Source organism: Vagococcus sp. CY53-2, assembly GCF_022604695.1.
GTDB lineage: Bacteria > Bacillota > Bacilli > Lactobacillales > Vagococcaceae > Vagococcus.
The window spans coordinates 480,639-497,663 of the sequence record NZ_JALAHP010000001.1 but is presented as its reverse complement, the minus strand read 5'-3'; the positions used below and the strand labels follow the sequence as shown (position 1 = coordinate 497,663).

General features: G+C 31.2%; 16 protein-coding genes and 3 pseudogenes. 18 read left to right on the top strand and 1 reads right to left on the bottom strand.

Translation table 11 applies throughout. From position 1 onward, the window contains the following. Window positions 1–12: 12 nt before the first annotated feature. The 10 genes and pseudogenes from MN581_RS02420 (at window position 13) to MN581_RS02375 (ending at window position 6,416) form a co-directional block, all read left to right on the top strand. Window positions 13–1,401 carry a hypothetical protein gene (locus tag MN581_RS02420; protein WP_241699115.1) on the top strand — a complete coding sequence of 463 codons (1,389 nt, stop codon included), beginning with the start codon at window positions 13–15 and terminating at the stop codon, window positions 1,399–1,401. A gap of 200 nt (window positions 1,402–1,601) precedes the next feature. Continuing rightward, window positions 1,602–1,736: pseudogene (locus MN581_RS02415) on the top strand (hypothetical protein); the annotation flags it as partial. 146 nt (window positions 1,737–1,882) lie between these two features. After that, window positions 1,883–2,249 (top strand): annotated as a pseudogene (locus tag MN581_RS02410) (recombinase family protein); the annotation flags it as partial. A 286-nt stretch (window positions 2,250–2,535) separates the two neighbouring features. Continuing rightward, window positions 2,536–2,961: a hypothetical protein gene (locus tag MN581_RS02405; protein ID WP_241699114.1), complete on the top strand. Its 426-nt coding sequence runs from the start codon at window positions 2,536–2,538 to the stop codon at window positions 2,959–2,961. Between the two features lie 18 nt (window positions 2,962–2,979). After that, complete coding sequence (locus tag MN581_RS02400; RefSeq protein ID WP_241699113.1) at window positions 2,980–3,597, top strand: hypothetical protein; 618 nt, start codon at window positions 2,980–2,982, stop codon at window positions 3,595–3,597. Then, a complete protein-coding gene (locus MN581_RS02395; RefSeq protein ID WP_241699112.1) occupies window positions 3,597–4,172 on the top strand; it encodes a hypothetical protein in 576 nt (191 codons plus the stop codon). The genes MN581_RS02400 and MN581_RS02395 overlap by 1 nt, the downstream gene beginning before the upstream one ends. Before the next feature lie 154 nt (window positions 4,173–4,326). Next, complete coding sequence (locus tag MN581_RS02390) at window positions 4,327–4,569, top strand: hypothetical protein (protein ID WP_241699111.1); 243 nt, start codon at window positions 4,327–4,329, stop codon at window positions 4,567–4,569. Further along, window positions 4,538–5,017: a hypothetical protein gene (locus MN581_RS02385; RefSeq protein ID WP_241699110.1), complete on the top strand. Its 480-nt coding sequence runs from the start codon at window positions 4,538–4,540 to the stop codon at window positions 5,015–5,017. The genes MN581_RS02390 and MN581_RS02385 overlap by 32 nt, the downstream gene beginning before the upstream one ends. Before the next feature lie 145 nt (window positions 5,018–5,162). Further along, window positions 5,163–5,276: pseudogene (locus tag MN581_RS02380) on the top strand (hypothetical protein); the annotation flags it as partial. 192 nt (window positions 5,277–5,468) lie between these two features. Next, complete coding sequence (locus MN581_RS02375; protein ID WP_241699109.1) at window positions 5,469–6,416, top strand: hypothetical protein; 948 nt, start codon at window positions 5,469–5,471, stop codon at window positions 6,414–6,416. A 331-nt stretch (window positions 6,417–6,747) separates the two neighbouring features. Here MN581_RS02375 and MN581_RS02370 read toward each other — a convergent pair whose 3' ends face one another. Further along, window positions 6,748–7,689, bottom strand: coding sequence for a sugar-binding domain-containing protein (locus MN581_RS02370; RefSeq protein ID WP_117972944.1), 942 nt, complete (start codon window positions 7,687–7,689; stop codon window positions 6,748–6,750). A gap of 212 nt (window positions 7,690–7,901) precedes the next feature. On the opposite strand from MN581_RS02370, the gene MN581_RS02365 reads away from it, so the two are divergent. The 8 genes from MN581_RS02365 to MN581_RS02330 form a co-directional block, all read left to right on the top strand. Then, the gene (locus MN581_RS02365) at window positions 7,902–9,038 is read left to right on the top strand and encodes an NADP-dependent malic enzyme (RefSeq protein ID WP_117972943.1); all 1,137 of its coding nucleotides are present in this window, start codon (window positions 7,902–7,904) and stop codon (window positions 9,036–9,038) included. 20 nt (window positions 9,039–9,058) lie between these two features. Continuing rightward, window positions 9,059–10,363, top strand: coding sequence for a 2-hydroxycarboxylate transporter family protein (locus MN581_RS02360; protein ID WP_241699108.1), 1,305 nt, complete (start codon window positions 9,059–9,061; stop codon window positions 10,361–10,363). 25 nt (window positions 10,364–10,388) lie between these two features. Next, window positions 10,389–11,429, top strand: coding sequence for a [citrate (pro-3S)-lyase] ligase (gene citC, locus MN581_RS02355; RefSeq protein WP_241699107.1), 1,041 nt, complete (start codon window positions 10,389–10,391; stop codon window positions 11,427–11,429). Window positions 11,430–11,446: 17 nt separating this feature from the next. Beyond that, window positions 11,447–11,743 (top strand): citrate lyase acyl carrier protein, encoded by a 297-nt coding sequence (gene citD / locus MN581_RS02350; protein ID WP_117972940.1) that lies wholly within the window; start codon window positions 11,447–11,449, stop codon window positions 11,741–11,743. Further along, a complete protein-coding gene (gene citE / locus MN581_RS02345; RefSeq protein ID WP_117972939.1) occupies window positions 11,743–12,633 on the top strand; it encodes a citrate (pro-3S)-lyase subunit beta in 891 nt (296 codons plus the stop codon). The genes citD and citE overlap by 1 nt, the downstream gene beginning before the upstream one ends. Then, a complete protein-coding gene (gene citF / locus MN581_RS02340) occupies window positions 12,634–14,169 on the top strand; it encodes a citrate lyase subunit alpha (protein ID WP_241699106.1) in 1,536 nt (511 codons plus the stop codon). Window positions 14,170–14,181: 12 nt separating this feature from the next. Further along, window positions 14,182–15,582: a triphosphoribosyl-dephospho-CoA synthase CitG gene (gene citG / locus MN581_RS02335; RefSeq protein WP_241699105.1), complete on the top strand. Its 1,401-nt coding sequence runs from the start codon at window positions 14,182–14,184 to the stop codon at window positions 15,580–15,582. Window positions 15,583–15,685: 103 nt separating this feature from the next. Further along, window positions 15,686–17,025, top strand: a 1,340-nt coding sequence (locus MN581_RS02330) for an IS1182 family transposase (protein ID WP_241699104.1), incomplete at its 3' end; no start/stop codon positions are given.

The following is a 17,025-nucleotide window of genomic DNA, read 5'->3' as shown; positions in this document are numbered from 1 at the left end:
GGAGAATAGCCTATGTCATCAATGGAAGAAGATTTAAAAGAAATAAATAAGTTAATTCAAACAGAAAATATTATTGTGGATGATGAGTCACTCACAGTGGATAAAATTGATGCTGAGTACGACCCCAATTTTTATGTAAGAGTTCGCGATACGATTAAATTATCTGAGAAGTTAGATAAAGTTCTTTCAGTTAAAGGGGTTCATTTTTATGAATTTACTGAAGAAGAAGCGCAATTATATTTTATGATGACACATGGCACTATTATTGATTTGTTCGAATTTTATGATGCGTCGCCAAACGAGGTAAAAGATTGTGTTGACTGGGAAGATTATATATACAGAATTTTGGGGACTATTTATATTTATGGTGACTCTTTATACGTTAACGATATAAAAGTTTTTACAAAGGAAGTTATCGTTATATTAAACTTAAATAGAGCAGATTTATTATCTGAAAACGATAAAGGCAAAGAGGCAAAAAATCAAAGAGATTTTAACCAATTTATAAAAGAAATAAAAAAAACTATTAAGAATGAATGGAATTTAGGTATAAGACCTATTTTAAATTCATGTAAAATAAAAATTTCTAGTCATCAAAAGAAATACTCTTTAAAAGAAGATATTAATTTTATAGAAAGATATGTTGTTTTAAAAGGATTTAAAATTTTTAAAACGTTTAGTAGGTATCATGATGTGTATGAACGACACCGAGATATTCCATTACAAGAATTATTATCTTTAGACTCCTATTTATCCTATTTTAAATCAAAAGATTATCTAAAAAAACAACTATTTTTTCGATTATTAGTAGAAGACCTAAAAAAATATGAACCTTACATTAGAGAGGAGATAAAAAAATCTAAAAGTAAAGAAAAGCCATTATCTGACAAGATAAAATCTACCTATGTGAATTATTATAGCTACTCTCTACTTGCGATGTACTATGCGAGAAATGTCGAAGGGAGTTATGCAACAGCTAAAGCTATATTGTGGCAGAAAATTAAGTATGACGGAGAGAACGAAGATATTTTAAGGGAAGGTATTGAACAGGCAAAAGAAATCATTGATAATGAAACAGAAATAGACTGGAACCCTTCTAATATTTCAAAAATGTGTGGCATAACAGAAGGTAGAGCGAAAAAATATAAATTACATTTTTTATTCGGGACAGTTTATAAGTCCAATAAAAGTAGAGTGACAGATTGGAGACATAAGAATGGTGGGAAAACGAGGGAAGAATATGTAAAATCTGTTCAACCGCCACAAGATAAGATTACATATGTTGCAGAACTAAAGAAACAAGGCAAAACAATTCCACAAATTGCAGACATTATGGGGGTATCTACAAAGACAGTAAGCAATTATTGGAAAAGGTATAGGGATAAAGTAGTTAATGATTAATTGAGAGAAATATTTTAATTATAATAATTAGTATAATGGTATGGTATTGCTAACTTTAAAAAGTATTCTATTTAGTTATACAGAGCCTTTTATTTTTTGATTTGACTTATATTTTTGTCGAAGGTAAGATGCTGTATAAATAAAAGAAAAGTTAATGTCTGTAACAATAAAAGCTGGAAAATTAAAAATATAAATACTTAAAAGTATTTATAGGTACTTGCTCTCGTACTGACCGTATTGCTAAATACAACCAATTATTACGTATTGAAGACCAATTAGGCGAAGTTGCTGAATACAAAGGTTTGAAATCTTTCTACAACTTAAAAAACAAATAATTAACGATTAAATATAGCTTATTCTAATGGAATTAAAACTGTTCGGACGTAGAGCACCCTCTAGTTAATACTGGAGGGTGTTTTTTGTTTTTTTAAGAGGATTCAAAATGTCAATTACTATGGCAAAATGATCTTTGTGATAAGTAATAAATTCCTTAAGAGAACAAAATTTAGAAAGACAATTTAAGTTATTAGAGCTGCAAAAGTTTAAAAATTTTCTTGGATAAATTAAGTGGTAAAGATAATAATCGTCCATAATTAAAATAGATGCTTAACTATATTAGGGAAAATGATATAATAGTTGTGTTGGAATTAGACAGATTAGGACGAAGTAACAAAGAAATAACTAGAATCATGAATTCAAGACAAAGGGCTACATTCGAAATCCTTAATTTACCATCCCTAAAAGGTAAATAGGACGATAACTTGAGAAGGTTACTAAACAACTTAATCATTGAATTGTTTAAGTATACGGCTGAAAATGAGTGTAAACAGATACGTAAAAGGCAGATATAAGGTATTGAAAAAGGTAAATATAAAGGTCGTCCTTTGACTTATAGTGCTGACTCAACAGATAAACAGAAATGTGTAACATATGAAAAGATTGTTGAGATGTTGGAGAAAGATGTTCCTATAACTCAGATTTCTAAAGAGTTAGATGTGGATAGGAACACGATTTATAGGATTAGAGATGAAAGATCAATAGATAAAGAGTGTATTTAATTATTTGTCTAAACGTAATATTCAATAAAACAATAATATAGAATATTTTTAAAGAAAATTAGGAGTTGATTATTGTATGTACGAAAAATTTACTAGACAGTCGTTACCTTCGAAAAAATATAGAGAGTTGTTAGGTAGCTCAATTACTGTATTTAATTCGAATACTTCATTTGTGATAGAAAACTACCTAAAAATTGAAACAAGTAATAGTTTTGATTGGTATTCATTAATTGATATGACATCTGGACGATTAAAAAATTCAGTTCAATCAGAAATAAAGAAAGCCTCTAATCTGAAAATTATGGAAAAATTTGAGGAATTAGTTGAGAAGAGAAATAGAATAGTTCATAGTTTTCAAATTACTGATATAGATGGAGAGCAAAGACTAGCATCTAAAGATAGAAATCATGTTCAATTTGTTATTACGGAAGACTATTTACATCGATTCATTAAAGAAAATGAAGAACTTTCAGAGATGCTTCATAAATTAAGAGGATATTAGTTTAAAAAGGGGATTATTATGGCAAAAAGTCAACTTATCAAAGATGTAGCGACTAATCAAATTACTGTTGAAGAAACTTTACAAAGATTATTAATAATTACTGATGATTTAAATATTGTTGAAATGAAAGAGTGGATAAAAGGGGAGTTAAATGGATATTCAAACTTGGAAATGTTACCTGATTATAGAAAAAAAGTAGGAAATAGAATTATATATTCTGGAATAAATGGGAGTTTTCAAATTACTAATCAACCGCTTCCGATTTCTTTTATTCCAGAAGAAATGAGAGATGTTGTGCTCAATCCAAAAATAAAGGAAAGTATTAGCTCAATAGAAAAAACATTACTTGATGAGAGTGAAATAGGAGTTGATTTGACTTCTTTAGCAGGTGCTATTTACAATAAAACAGGTGTTCAATGTTATAGTATTTTCCAAGAGTATAGTTTAATGTCATTATCTGAAATAACCAGTAATGTGAAGAATAAAGCGTTATTGATGTTACTTGATTTAGAAAAAGAGTTTGGCAATCTAGATAGTCTAGATATAAATGATTCAGATATAACAGAAGAAAAAGTTAAAAGAATAAAAAATAGTGTAAATGAAATTTTTTATGACGAAATAAGTGAGGAATTATAATGCAAAGAGATGTTATATTATTAGTCATAGGAGCACTCATTTCATTGCTAACAACTATATTTTTGCAAATGACGCAATTTTTAATTTCTAGATATCAAGTTAATAAAGGAAAAGTAAATCTTTATACAAAATCTGTTTATAGTAAAATAAATTCAAAACCTTGGGGAATCTATAGAGTAAGTAGCGGTGAATCGCTTATGATTCCTTTATGGATAGAATTACATAATACTAAGGGAAAAAAAGAGGTAATACGTAATCTTAATTTAGTTCTTTATCAAGGAGATAAGAAAATTAAGAGTATGGTTCAGTCATCACATTATAAAAATAGTGAAGGAATAATAGTTGCTTTTGGAAATGAGGGAACTTATACATTTATTTTGGAACCAGAATCAATTGTTAGGTATAATTTACAGTTTAATTTAAGAAAAGATACAGAATTAGAATTTGATACAATAAGAATTTCATACTATGATACTAAAGATAAATACTGTGAATATCTTTTTCTTGATGTACCAGACGGTTGGAGAACCAAAAACACGAAAATTGATGATGAATGGATAAAAATTAATAAATAAAATTCTGATTTTATATATAAGGACGATAAAGATGAAAAAAACAAAAGATATTTTAGTATCTAAAACACATATAAGATTTAAAAGATTTAGTAGAGAAATGAAGAATATCTGGTAAGAATATAATTATTTACAAAATTTAGTTCAGGAAGCAGACTTGAAATCGTTTATTCAGAACTCATTGCTGTCTAATGATGAGTTATTAGTAAGTAAAAAAAGAATGGCTGGAGATAAGGATAGGTTCTTAGAACATGGGAATTTGAAAACTCATTTTATTGATGCGATTAATTTATTTGAAGATTATATATGTGATATTGCTATAATAAATTATTCGTATAGACCAGAAAAAATGGGAGATGTACCATTAGATGCAAAAAAAAACATACAAATTAATTTATAAATATGATGATGTTTCGAGTGTTTTAGATAGAGTGATAGAAGAAAAGGTAAGAAGTATTTTCTATGGAAATCCTGTTGAGTTTTTTACTAAAGAAAAATGTAAACTTGAATGCAAAACTTATTTTGAAAATTATGATAATGAGATAAAAAATTTTTATACCGAAATTGTAGCAAGAAGAAATATAATAATTCATAATCAAAGTCGAGTTGATTCTAAGTTCATTAAAGAAGTTCCAACTACTTTGTATAAAAAAGGAAATAAAATAGTTTTGTCAGAGAATTACCTAAGAGGTACTATAGCATTGCTAATAGGTTTAGGTGCAGGGACAGCAAATTGTTTTATAAGTAATGTACTTGGGGAAACCATTGGAGGTAAATTAAAAGAAGGTTTGAACTCATTTGAACGTTCTAGTAGAGAAGATTGGTTTTCACAATTATTAGAGAACTAATATGTATATTTCCAGAAGATACTATTATATAGTAAGATACTGCTAACTACAAAATGTATCCTAGTTAGTAGTACATAACAATCTATTTTTAAGAATGTTGATATATAAAGCTTTATGTGGTATGATTTTTTTTAAATAAAAGCAAAGTTCGTCTGACTGTATTGATAAATACAATCAATTATTACGTATTGAAGACCAATTAGGCGAAATTGCTGAATACAATGGTTTGAAATCTTTCTACAACTTAAAAAACAAATAATTAATTTTTAAATAAAGCTTATTCTAATGGAATTAAAACTGTTCGGACGTAGAGCACTCTCTAGAAAACTGGAGGGTGCTTTTTTATGAACTAAATAATAACAAAATAATAAACACTTTTATATGATTTTGAATAACATAATTTGTCTTTATGTTATACTTTTTATAGGATTATTTAGTTTTGGAGGATGACATGGTAAACAGTAAAGAGCACTTAAATCATTTGTTGGAAGAGTTAAGTCAACAGAATAATAAAAATAAAAAATATATGATTCAATTTGAAATAGCGAATACAACGGATGAAACGATAAAATCAGTATTACAAGAGATGCTTATTGATTTAGAAAAAGCAGAGAAAAGGAAAAAAAGATTATTATCCATTGGTGGATTGCTAGTAATTATGATTGTAGGTATGATAATTGGTATTAAAAAAAATGAATCTAACCAAACAATGCCATCATCTAATGTAGCAGCTATACAAACGTCTCAAAGTACATCAGAAGTAGACTCAACAAAAATAGAAACAACAACGGAATCGAGTATGATTGATGAAAAACAATTAACAACAGATCAAATTAAACAATGGGTAGGTGCTGTATGGGAAAAACGTTTCGAAAATTTTCCTGACTTACAAGATTATCGTTTAACCATACGTAGTGATGAAAAGGATCGGCTAGTGTACATTGATGTGTTGCCACCAGAAAATAAGCAAGTGGATAAGTACTGCGTGTTTAGGACTAACGAAAATGGGCAACTAGAAATATCTGGTTATTATTTAGGAAAAGGTGATGTCACTGGTTGGGAAGTGATATCAGATAAATATATGGACACAACTAATGTTGAAGTAAAACCCAAAATATCTAAGCAAACTCAACAAATAACAACTAGTGAAGCAGAGACTTGGGTGAAAGATTATCTTTCTTCATTAGCTACTGAGCCAATAAATTTTGAAGATATTGGACTTCAGTCAGAAACGGATAATGAAGGGATAATTCGAGTATCTCTTTATACTTGGAATCCAGCACATACCTATAAAACATTATCTTCAGTTTTTCGTGTCACAAAGGATGGGAAATTAGAACAAGGATCACCATACTCAGAAAATGAATGGCAGGTGGTGAGTGATGAATTTATAAGATAAATGTTTAGCAGACAAAGGCTAAGTTTTAGTTTTTAGGTATGGCAATAATTAATTTAAAACTTTTTAGTATATAAAATGGATAGATCAATAAATATTAAAAGCAACAGTTTTTTATAGTCATTATAAAAAACTGTTGCTTTTTGTCCGCAATAAATTTCTTTATTATAATATTTAGATTAAAAAGAAAGAGTTTTATAAATAAAAAACACTTTTAAATACAAAATATCTATTTAAGTGTTATAATATATATATTAAATAATTATTTAATATTTTATGAATTTTAATTAAGTTTTTTACAACAAAAGAAAATTAATAGCACAATACATAGTAGTTATTGTTCTAATTGGTCAAGGATACTAAGCGCACTTTTCTCATTTAGAAACATATGGGTAAAGAAGTTTCCTCTTAATGCGCCAATTAGAGCACCAGTTTTAAACCTATTATTGTTAACACAGACTCTTTTTGGTATTTTGAATATTTGTTCAAGTGACAGACCAAATGTTTTATCATTTTCTAAATTTAGAATATTTCCGTACCCGTCAAAAGGTCTACCATAAGCGAATCCACATGTTTGATTAAAAGAGTCACCAAAAAGTAAATGTTTATTTTGGTTCCATGAATCAACACTCGTGATAGAAGCAGGTGTTGCGACAGCAGTTAAAATGACATCGGATTTTTCTGCCGTAACTAACGTTTTTTGCAGTAAAGGTTCCAGTGCAAGAAGTTCTCTTGCTTGGTTATTAATGATATAAAGTGGGGCTGTGAGTGTTAAGTAATTTGCTTCAAATTTTGAAGCAGCTTTTTGAACTAATCTCATAGAGCCTGCTAAAGAATGGTATTTTCCTATCTCACCAACAAATTGTGTGAAAACTAAATTTTCGGTAATAGCGGGTTTAAATTGTTCAATAATTTGATAGATGGAATCACCCCAGGATAGAGAGACAACATTTGCTTGGACGATGTAATCTTCGATAATTTCAGCTGAAAATTTCCAAAAATAGTAATTGGAGTTTGTCAGATCTTCACTTTCTTTGAGGATAAAAAAAGAAGTATCAAACATAGAACCTAATAATCTCTCTAGTTCATAATTTCGCTCATAAGGAGCTTGTATGTTGATGGTAATGATTCCTTGCTCTTTGGCATCATTTAGATATTTTAATATTTTGTATCGACTTAATTCATATTTATTGGTCAGAGTTGTGATGGGAATATCTTCAATATAGTAGTCTTTTGCTAAATTAATCATGAGTTGATTGATATCATTTTTTTCCATAGTAAAGCTCCTTGACTTATTATTTCTTTTATTATACCAAATTTTTCAAGTGTATTCTTTCTGAAAAATGAAAGTATATGACTATTTTTTTTGAAAATATTAAAAAAACAAACAAAACTATTTACATTTTTTTAAAACGATAATAATTATTTACAATTTTTAAAATAAAATGTATAATGTGTTTATAAAAATATAAAAAGGAGCTGAGAATTTTGAATAATGAAATTCTAGAATTGCATCATGAACATATTGGTGTTTTAAGTGTACAATCAGAATTACCTGTAAAAAACGGCATAGATTTAGCTAAGGCTTATACGCCAGGTGTGGCTGAACTGAGTAAACTCATTGAAAAACACAATGAATTGGCTAGAGAATACACAATCAGTGGAAAGTTGGTTGCAGTCATTTCTGATGGTTCTGCTGTATTAGGTCTTGGAAATGTTGGGCCACAAGCTGGATTGCCCATTGTTGAAGGTAAATCTCTTTTATATAAAACGTTTGCTAATGTTGATGCTATTCCAATGGCAATTGATCAGGTAGAAATTGATGTATTTGTTGAAACAATTAAAAATATGTCTCATAGTTTTGCGGGAATACATTTAGAAGATATTCAAGCTCCAAGATGTTTTGAAATAGAAGACAAGTTAAAGGAGCTATTAGATATACCTGTCTATCATGATGATCAAGAAGGAACAGCCATTGTTGTATTAGCTGGACTGATTAACGCGGCAAAAGCCAGTCACCGAAAATTATCTGATTTAAAGATTGTGTTAAATGGTGTTGGGGCATCAGGTGTTGCAACAGCTAAGTTACTTGCAGCAGCTGGCGTGACTCATGTGACATTAGTGGATAAAGAAGGCATCTTAACAAAATCATCAGCTCAATTGAACCCTTATCAGAAGCATTTATTATCATTATTTAACAAAAGAGAATCTGGTGATTTATCAGAGGCAATTGTGGATCAAGATGTGTTTATTGGGTTATCGACGGGGAACCTCTTAACAAAAGAGATGATTCGTACGATGAATGATAATCCGATTATTTTTGCATTAGCTAACCCTGTTCCAGAGGTGACTCCTGAAGAAGCCAAGGAAGGAGGAGCGAAACTAGTTGCGACTGGAAGTTCAGACTACCCTAATCAAGTGAATAATGTATTAGCCTTTCCTGGGTTATTTGCAGGACTTTTAGAAGCGAAAGCTAAATCTGTTGACGAACAGTTACAATTACACGTTGCTAAGACATTAGCTGATTTAGTAGAAAATCCAACTGAGGATTATTTTATTCCAAATGTATTTGAAACAAGAGTTGTTCCAGCCATTAAACGAGCTGTCGTTAATTTTTTTAATTAAAAAGAGAAGAGGAATAAAAAATGGAAGAAAAACAACAACAACCTTTTTTTGAAAAAGTGACAAAATTAAAAATTGGATTTATCCCATTACCAATCTACCTTATTTTAGTTGTCGTTTATTTATTACTAACAGTGAATAAAATTATGCCAAATGACATGATGGGTGCCATTGGTGTGATGACATTATTTTCTTTTATCTTAGAAGAAGTTGGAAAGCATATCCCTATTTTAAACTCATTAGGGGGGAAAGTATTAGTTGTAACGTTCTTGCCATCCTTTTTAGTATATAAATCTTGGCTTCCTGAATCTTCTGTCGAAACAGTAACAGCATTTATGAAAAATAATAACTTTTTATCTTTCTTTATCGCTTTATTAATCGTCGGTAGTATTTGTTCAATGAATCGTAAGACATTATTAAAGGCTAGTTCTAGAATTATTTTAATCTTGATTATTTGTGATATTGTTGGTGCATTGGTTGGAACAGGAGTTGGTATGTTACTAGGTTTATCAGCGTTTGAAGCATTTTTCTTTGTAGTAGCACCAATCATGGCTGGTGGAGTTGGTGAGGGAGCATTACCTTTATCAATTGGATACGCAGGACTTATTGCAACACAACAAGCAGATATTTTTGCTTCAATTTTACCATGTGTCATGTTAGGTAGTTTAGTGGCGGTTATTTTTGCTGGATTATTAAAAAAACTTGGTGAAAAACGTCCAGAATTAACTGGTAATGGACAATTGATTGATGGTGATGATGAACACTTAGATAACTTAAAAGGTGGAAAAGTCGACGTTGATATTGAAAAAATGTTAGTCACAGGTGTTCTTGCTATTACATTATATCTATTAGGTGTTTGGGTTAATCATGTGATTCATTTACCTGCTCCAATTGTATTATTAGTCGCTGTTATGGGTGCTAAAATGTTAGGATGGATTCCAAAGGATATTGAAAATGGTGGGCATTCGCTTTACTCTCTTACTGTTAAAGGCATTACTCCTCCACTACTATTTGGTGTTGGGGTTGCAATGACTCCTTGGGGTTCTTTAGTTAAAGTCTTTACACATGTTCCTATGTTAATTACCATTTTTGCCACAGTTCTTTCAATCGTATTAACTGCTTACTTTGTTGGAAAAGCGTTAGGTATGTATCCTGTTGATACAGCCATTGCTGTTTCTTGTTGTAGTGGACAAGGTGGTACAGGAGCTTTAGCTATTTTAGCAGCAGGTGATCGTATGGAATTGATGCCATTTGCTCAAGTTTCAGTACGTTTAGGTGGGGCTATGATGGTAACAGCCGCCATATTTTTAATGAGTTTATTCGTTTAGATAGTTAGTATAAGGAGAGATTATCATGAGTGATGCATTAAAAATTACGACTCTATTTTTAAAAGATAAAAAGACACGTCAACAGTGGGAAAGTCTGTTATATCACCATGATATCTTTTCTATTACAGATAAAGATGTTTTACTTCTTGATCAGACTTTTGGAATTTATGATAATCAAGGATTAATTGCGACAATTTCTATTGCATCAAATGTATTGAAATATTTAGTCATTGATGAAAGGTATCGTGAAAATGGAAAGTTGTTTAATATGTTGGTTTCTCATGCTATTAACGTATTAGCTAGTCAAGGGGTGTTTCATGTATTGGTTTTTACAAAATTAGATTATGCTAAATCTTTTCAATATTTAGGTTTTTCTAACATCATGACGACTGAATATGGAGTTTTCTTAGAAAAAGGAGATCAATCGATTAATATCTTTTTATCACAACTACCTTTGGTAAAGGGCGATTATACGATTTCAGCAATAGTGATGAATGCCAATCCATTTACTAAGGGACATCTTTATCTGGTAGAAGAAGCACTGAAGAAGAGTGACTATGTTTATGTTTTTGTCGTAAGTGCAAATCAGTCGCTATTTACGTCAGAAGAAAGATATCAGTTGGTGTGTCAGGGGGTTGAACACTTGAAACGCGTTATTGTATGTCAAGGCGGAGAATATATGGTTAGTTTAGCTACTTTTCCTTCTTATTTTTTAAAAAATCAAGAAGAGGTAATTTCTTATCAAACACAGTTAGATGCCTTATTGTTTAAGGAATATATTGCGAAAACTTTACATATTACCAAACGATTTTTAGGAGAAGAACCATTATCTGATATAACTAAGCGCTATAATAACGCGTTACTAACTTATTTGCCACCAGAAATAGAAGTAGAGATTATTCCAAGAAAAGCGATTAATCATCATCAAGTTATCTCGGCAACAAAAGTTAGAGAGTGTATTCGATTTGGAGACTTAGAGTTAATTAGACAACTGGTCCCCATAACAACATATCGTTTTATTAGCGAACATTTAACCGAATTACAGAAACGGTTGGATAATAATTAAAGAAAAGGAAGAGAATTATGGATATTAAAAAAACAGCAATTGCTGGAACACTTGAATCTAGTGATATTCAGATTATGGTATCAACTGGTGAAAATGGCATTGAACTTGATTTAGAAAGTCAAGTTATTGAACAATTTGGTAAACAAATTAAAACTGTTATTTTAGAAACATTTGACAAATATGGTATAAAAAATGCGACAGTTAAAGCAGTTGATAAAGGAGCGTTGGATTGTACCATTAAAGCACGTACAGAAGCAGCCATTCAACGTGCTATTGAAAAAGATCATGAGCTAAATTGGGAGGCGCTAATCTAATGGAAAGATTAAGAAGAACAATGATGTTTGTGCCAGGAAATAATCCTAGCATGATTAAAGATGCCGGGATTTATGGAGCCGATTCGATTATGTTTGACTTAGAAGATGCTGTATCTATGACAGAAAAGGATGTTGCAAGATTACTTGTGTTTGAAGCGTTACAAACAGTCGATTATGGTGATACTGAATTAGTAGTTCGTATCAATGATTTACATTCAGAATTTGGTCGAGCAGATATTTTTGCTGTAGTGAAAGCTGGAGTAGATGTTATTAGACTTCCTAAAACAGAAACCGTAGAAGATATTGTTGAAGTAGAAAACGTCATTGAAGAAGCAGAAAACTTTTTTGGCATTCCAGTGGGAACAACTAAAATGATGGCAGCAATTGAAGGAGCTAAAGGGGTATTGAATGCACCGGCTATTGCTGTTGCAAGCAATCGTCTAATTGGTATCGCAATTGGGGCAGAAGATTATGTGACAAATATGAAAACCAGACGTTATCCAGATGGAAAAGAGTTATTTTTTGCTCGTAGTATGATTTTACATGCAGCAAGAGCGGCTGGCATTGCCGCGTTTGATACTGTGTACTCTGATGTTAATAATGAAGAAGGGTTATTAAATGAAGTGAGATTGATTCATCAATTAGGCTTTGATGGCAAATCAGTTATTAACCCAAGACAAATTCCTATTGTAAACAGTGTGTATCAACCGACTGAAAAAGAAATTAAACATGCTAAAGACGTGGTTTATGCGATTGAAGAAGCGAAGAAAAAAGGGTCTGGTGTTATCTCATTAAACGGTAAAATGATTGATAAACCAATTGTTGAACGTGCAGAACGTGTGATTATGTTGGCGAAAGCATCAGGACTTTTGGATGAAGGAGAGTTTTAAATGAAAAACAAAGTAAATCGTGACATACCAGATGAATTTTTAACAGATTATTCTGTCTTTGAAACAACTAAAATCGATCATCAAAAAATCGATTATAAAGCACCTACTGTTAAAGTGGTTTCTCAAAAAGATACAAAATTAGTTCATAGTATTAAAGAAGTCATTGAAAAAGTTGGATTAGAAAATGGCATGACGATTTCATTCCATCATCATTTTAGAGAAGGAGATTATGTCTTCAATCAAGTGATGAGTGTGATTAAAGAGATGGGCTTTAAAGATTTAACCTTAGCACCTAGTTCTTTAACAAACGTGATGAATGATATGGTTGTTGAGTGTATAAAAGAGGGTGTGATTACGCATATTACGTCTAGTGGAATGCGTGGTTCATTAGGAGAGTTTATTTCTCATGGCGGACTGGATAATCCTGTTATTTTACGTTCGCATGGTGGTCGTGCAAGAGCAGTTGAACAAGGTGAAATAAAAATAGATGTGGCCTTTTTAGGTGTACCAAATGCAGATGAATATGGTAATGCCAATGCTATTCATGGAAAAGCAGTCTTTGGTTCTCTAGGATATGCGATGGTGGATGCAAAATATGCGGATAATGTCGTCTTAATTACTGATACTGTGGTACCATATCCATGTACTCCGATTAGTATTCCACAAACACAAGTGGATTATGTTGTGCAAGTGGATGAAATTGGAAATCCTGAAAAAATTGGAGCTGGCGCAACTCGTTTTACAAAAGATCCGAAAGAATTAAAAATCGCACAATTAACGAATGATGTGATTACACAATCTCCTTATTTTAAAAATGGTTTTTCTTTCCAAACAGGTACTGGCGGCGCGGCATTAGCCGTTAGTCGGTATTTAAAAGAAAGCATGAAAAAAGAAAATATTAAAGCCTCTTTTGCTTTAGGTGGTATCACTAAACCAACTGTTGATTTGTTAAGTGAAGGATTTATTGATAAAGTATTAGATGTACAAGATTTTGATAAAGGTGCTGCTTTAGGAATGGCAGAGCATGAAAATCAACAAGAAATTGATGCCTCATTCTATGCAGATCCATTTAATAAAGGCGCTGTAGTTAATCAATTAGATATTGTCATTTTATCAGCACTTGAAATTGATACAAAATTTAATGTGAATGTGATGACAGGTTCTGATGGTGTGTTAAGAGGGGCAATTGGTGGACATCAAGATGCCGCTAATGCTAAATTAACAATTATTACTGCACCACTTGTACGTGGTAGAATACCAACAGTGGTAAATGATGTGACAACTGTGATTACACCAGGGGATAGTATTGACATTTTAGTGACTGAAATTGGGGTTGCGATTAACCCTAAACGTGAAGATTTAAAAAACATATTCGCTCAGTCAAAAGTCCCTGTGTTTACCATTGAAGAATTACAAAAACGTGCTGAAAGAATTGTTGGAGTTCCTGAAAAATTGGAATTTACTGATCGAGTGGTAGCACTCATTGAGTACCGAGATGGGACACTAATTGATGTGGTAAAACAAATAAAGAGATAGGTGTGAGTGTTAATGAAAAATGTATTTGAAGAAGGACATGAAATAACTTTAATGGATGCGTTAGATAATCGAGAAAATCGTGTGTCTTTACAAAAAGAATTATTAGAACGTTATCCTACAAATACATTGATTTCATTAAAAATGAACATACCTGGACCAATTAAAACAAACAATGCGATACGAAAAGTGTTCCATTCTGCAAGTAGTATTCTTCAACAGTATTTAGTGAAAAATGACGTGATACTACTTGCGGACACTAATCGTGATTTGCCAACTGGGCCAGAAGGTTACTTTATAGTTGACATGAATGATGTTGAGGCAAAAGCATTGTGTATAAAACTAGAAGATGATTTTTTGCTAAGTTCTATGGTGGATTTAGATGTTTATACCTTAACAGATGATGGGATTCAAGATATTTCTAGGCAGTCATTGAATATCCCACCTAGAAAGTGTTTCGTTTGTCAAAACGAAGCAAAAGCTTGTGCTAGAAGTAAACAACACACGCTAAAAGAAATCCAACAAAAGTTAGTGACGTTGTATACTGATTATTATTTTTCTGAGATAAAACAGTCTGTTGCTCAATGCGCACAAAAAGCGTTATTGTATGAAGTAACCTGTACCCCAAAACCTGGACTGGTTGATGCAATGGATTCTGGTTCGCATGATGATATGACGATATACACATTTATAAATAGTAGTTGTGTGTTAACGCCATTCTTTGCTTCTTTTTTTGAAGAAGGATATCATTATCCTAAAGAGAAACCATCAAACGAGTTATTTACCAAGATACGTCCAATTGGAATTGAGGCAGAAAAGTCTATGAATGAGGCTACCCAGCAAGTGAACACACATAAAGGGGCAATCTTTTCTTTAGGCGTGTTAATGACAGCTTTAGGATATGCCTTTGCTCAATCGGGTTATTTTGATTTAAAACACATTCAAGACATCATAAAAGACATGTTATGTCATTTGATGGATGATTTTGATGGAGTGGAAAATAAACGTTCTGAAGACCTAACCATTGGTGAAAGATTATTTTTAGATTATGGTATTTCAGGGATTCGAGGAGAAGCAAGCAGCGGTTATTCAATCGTATTTAATCACTCACTACCATATTTGGTTAATCAAACAACGGGCGATATTAATGATCGAATGATTGATACGTTATTGTTTTTATTAAAACATTCTAAAGATACTAATCTTATAAAACGGGCAGGTACTGTAGAAATATTGGATGAAGCAAGACAAAGCGCAACGGATATTCTAGCTGCTGGTGGAGTAAAGTCAAATCTAGGGAGACAATTATATCTTGATATGATTTGTGAGTATAAAGAAAGAAATTTAAGCATTGGTGGAACGGCTGATTTATTAATTATGACGTTATGTCTTTATTTTATCGAACAATTACCTTAAAAGACTACCTATAAAATAGGTAGTCTCAGACTGTAGACAAAGTATTGATAAATTTCGATACTTTGTCTTTTTTTGGTAAAATAGAGAAAAGGAGTGACTATTAATGTTGAAAAAGCAAGACATGAGTAAACGTAATCAAATAGGTTTTTATTCATTAGAAGACTTAGTTCCACAGGAACATCTTTTAAGAGATATTGATAAATACGTCGATTTTAGTTTTATTTATCAACTTGTTGAGGATAAATATGATCAGTCTAATGGACGCCCTAGTTTAGACCCAGTTATGTTAATCAAACTACCTTTGATTCAATACTTATACGGAATTAAGAGCATGAGACAAACGATTAAAGAAGTCGAAGTTAATATGGCTTACAGATGGTTTTTAGGTTTAGATATCCAAGACTCAGTCCCTCACTTTTCAACTTTTGGTAAAAATTACTCAAGAAGATTTAAAGGAACAGATATCTTTGAACAAATTTTTTATGGTATTTTAGCGCAGTGTATAGAAGCTCATTTAGTTGATACGTCTGAGATATTTATTGATGGGACTCATATCAAAGCACATGCAAATAATAAAAAATATGAAAGTAAAGAAATAACTGAAGACACATTATTTTATGTAAAATCACTTCAAAAGGAAGTTGAAATAGATAGAGATAAACACTTAAAAAAGCCATTAAAAAGAAAAGAAGAAAGTGAGGCAAATACAAAGATTAAAAAAATTAGTAAAATCGATGCTGACAGTGGTTGGTTTCATAAAGGAGAACATAAACAGGTCTTTGCCTATGCCACACAAGTGGCATGTGATAAAAACGGATGGGTTTTAGGATATACAACGCATCCAGGTAATCAACATGATAGTCGTACTTTTATCTCTATTTACAATAAATTAAAAAGTCATTTTACTCTAAATAAATTAGTGATGGATGCAGGTTACAAGACACCAGGTATTGCCCATTTATTATTTCAAGATAACTTAACACCTGTTTTTCCATATAAAAGACCAATGACTAAGAAAGGTTTTTTCAAAAAATATGATTATGTTTATGACGAATACTATGATCAATATATTTGTCCCAATATAAAAACATTAACTTATACTACAACTAATCGAGATGGTTATCGAGAGTATAAAAATAACCCTCGTGATTGTATGACGTGTTCTTTAATAGATAGATGTACGCAATCAAAGGATAAGAGAAAACAAGTCCAACGTCATTTATGGGAAGATGATATGGAACGATGTGAGGACATACGTCATTCCCTTGGAATGAAATCTATCTATAATAATCGTAAACAGACGATTGAGAGATTATTTGGAACAGCCAAAGAGTTTCATGGATTACGTTATACCAACTTAATAGGCAAAGAAAAAATGCACATGAAAATTGGGCTTACTTTCGCATGTCTTAATATAAAAAAATTAGCAAAAATACTTAAATT

Excerpts from the sequence above, each read along its gene's own strand:
- MN581_RS02420 (WP_241699115.1), top strand. The coding sequence starts at position 13 with ATGTCATCAATGGAAGAAGATTTAAAAGAAATAAATAAGTTAATTCAA.
- MN581_RS02405 (WP_241699114.1), top strand. The coding sequence starts at position 2,536 with ATGTACGAAAAATTTACTAGACAGTCGTTACCTTCGAAAAAATATAGA.
- MN581_RS02400 (WP_241699113.1), top strand. The coding sequence starts at position 2,980 with ATGGCAAAAAGTCAACTTATCAAAGATGTAGCGACTAATCAAATTACT.
- MN581_RS02395 (WP_241699112.1), top strand. The coding sequence starts at position 3,597 with ATGCAAAGAGATGTTATATTATTAGTCATAGGAGCACTCATTTCATTG.
- MN581_RS02385 (WP_241699110.1), top strand. The coding sequence starts at position 4,538 with ATGCAAAAAAAAACATACAAATTAATTTATAAATATGATGATGTTTCG.
- MN581_RS02375 (WP_241699109.1), top strand. The coding sequence starts at position 5,469 with ATGGTAAACAGTAAAGAGCACTTAAATCATTTGTTGGAAGAGTTAAGT.
- MN581_RS02370 (WP_117972944.1), bottom strand. The coding sequence starts at position 7,689 with ATGGAAAAAAATGATATCAATCAACTCATGATTAATTTAGCAAAAGAC.
- MN581_RS02360 (WP_241699108.1), top strand. The coding sequence starts at position 9,059 with ATGGAAGAAAAACAACAACAACCTTTTTTTGAAAAAGTGACAAAATTA.
- citC (WP_241699107.1), top strand. The coding sequence starts at position 10,389 with ATGAGTGATGCATTAAAAATTACGACTCTATTTTTAAAAGATAAAAAG.
- citD (WP_117972940.1), top strand. The coding sequence starts at position 11,447 with ATGGATATTAAAAAAACAGCAATTGCTGGAACACTTGAATCTAGTGAT.
- citE (WP_117972939.1), top strand. The coding sequence starts at position 11,743 with ATGGAAAGATTAAGAAGAACAATGATGTTTGTGCCAGGAAATAATCCT.
- citF (WP_241699106.1), top strand. The coding sequence starts at position 12,634 with ATGAAAAACAAAGTAAATCGTGACATACCAGATGAATTTTTAACAGAT.
- citG (WP_241699105.1), top strand. The coding sequence starts at position 14,182 with ATGAAAAATGTATTTGAAGAAGGACATGAAATAACTTTAATGGATGCG.